2 protein-coding genes are annotated in these 1,916 nt (G+C 40.2%); both read left to right on the top strand.

From position 1 onward, the window contains the following. Positions 1-819 (top strand): cupin domain-containing protein (locus V7Z64_RS13165; RefSeq protein WP_334110728.1); only part of this gene is annotated, 819 nt, incomplete at its 5' end. Between the two features lie 65 nt (positions 820-884). Then, positions 885-1,877, top strand: coding sequence for a hypothetical protein (locus V7Z64_RS13160; protein WP_297991032.1), 993 nt, complete (start codon positions 885-887; stop codon positions 1,875-1,877). The last annotated feature ends 39 nt before the right edge of the window (positions 1,878-1,916 follow it).

Genomic DNA, 1,916 nt, shown 5'->3' with positions numbered 1-1,916 from the left:
ATGAATGCTTTTTGGAACTGCGGTGTATTTGCGTTTAAATTGAAGTATATGGTGGATATATTGTTAGAGAAGGGGGCACCGGTTTATTTCGAACAACTCTCTAATCAATACGACACGTTACCGAAAATTAGTTTTGACTATGAGGTAGTCGAAAAAGCCAACCATATTGTCGTGCTTCCGTATGATGGTTATTGGAAAGATCTTGGCACATGGAATACGCTGACAGAGGAAATGGCGACGAAGCAAATTGGGAAAGGCGTATTAGCGGAAGATGTGGTGAATACCCATTTAGTTAATGAGCTTGATATTCCTGTGACAGTGATTGGTACAAAAGATCTTGTTGTGGCAGCAAGCCCAGACGGAATCTTGGTTGCCGATAAAGCTTCCAGTCCGAAAATTAAAGATTTAATTAACGGTTTTCATCAGCCTCCAATGTACGAAGAGCGGATTTGGGGCTGGTCGCGCGTTCTTGACTATGCCAAATATGAAGACGGACAAGAAATGGTAACGAAGCGAATTTGTATTCATGCAGGGAAAAACTCAAGCTATCACTATCATCATTTACGAGACGAAGTATGGACGATTGTTCGCGGTGAAGGGGAACTTGCGTTAGATGACTCTATTACTCGTGTAAAAGCCGGGGATATCATTCATCTTCCAGCAGGACGAAAACATGGGATTCGTGCGATTACGGAATTAGAGTTTATTGAAGTGCAAACAGGTTTTGGTATTAGTGATGAAGATTTTGTGCGGCTTTATTTTGATTGGGACGATGTCATTCGTCACTTCCAAAAATCAAAGGCAAAAGTGATTTCTTAATGGTTAACGGGGATTTTCTCCCCGTTCTTTTTTATGCAAAGAAATAGAGGGGCTTAGATAAAGCGATGAAGACGATTGCTTACTACATTTCTGATTACGGTTTTGGGCATGCGGCAAGAAGTGTTGCGCTCATTCGTCATTTGTTAGCAATGAGAGAAGACATAAGGATTATTATTTGTCACTCTTTTGCTCTTCACTTTTTGCGAGAGTCTTTGAAGGACGAGAATCGCGTAGCATTTCGCACGATTGAAACGGATATTGGTTATGTGTTGCGAAAAGATTCAATCGAGCCAGATGTTGAAAAGTTAAATGTTGAATACGAAAAATATCTCACAAAGTGGCCCCTCCTCATCGAACGAGAACGGAATTTTTTACAGATAAATCGCGTAGATTTAGTCATTTCTGATATTTCCGCTTTTCCATTTGAGGCAGCGTATACTATAGGGATCCCTTCACTTGGTATATCCAGCTTTACTTGGCATACAGCGTATCAAGGGTTAATTGCTGATCCACTGCTTGAACCTCTAAAAAAAGCCTATGAAAAAATGACTTATTTCTTTTCTTTGACCGGAAGCGAAGAGCCGGATTGGGGGATGAAAGGAACGAAGCAGTTTGGCTTTTTTGCAAGAAATGTAGATGAAAATGAAGTTCATAGGATAAGGAAACTTATAAACCCAACTGGCGATCAGTTCGTTGTTTTCTTTGGACTCGGCATGAAAATCGATATCGAGCGATTGGAGCGTCTGCCGATCTGGGATAGTCCTGATTGTGTGTTTATCGTTTCATCCAATGTTCAAGTGCAAGGGCCAAATGTTTTTTCCATTCCGAAAGACTACGTAGAGTCGCAACATTATATTGCCGCAGCAGACCTTGTTATTTCTAAACCAGGGTGGGGGATTGTTAGTGAATCGGTGTGTGCTCATAAGCCATTGTTGATTTTAGAGCGTCAGACGATGAAAGAAGATCAACATACGATTTCTTTTTTAAAGAAGCATCATCTATGCAAGACGATGACATGGAACGAGTTAGCCTGTTTTGTTATTAATAACTGTAGATGAGCAAATTTACTAACATAAATTTACAACCAAACAAAAAAA

The organism is Anoxybacillus sp., assembly GCF_036834105.1.
Classification (GTDB): Bacteria; Bacillota; Bacilli; order Bacillales; family Anoxybacillaceae; genus Anoxybacillus.
This window is presented reverse-complemented; position numbering and strand designations above follow the sequence as displayed.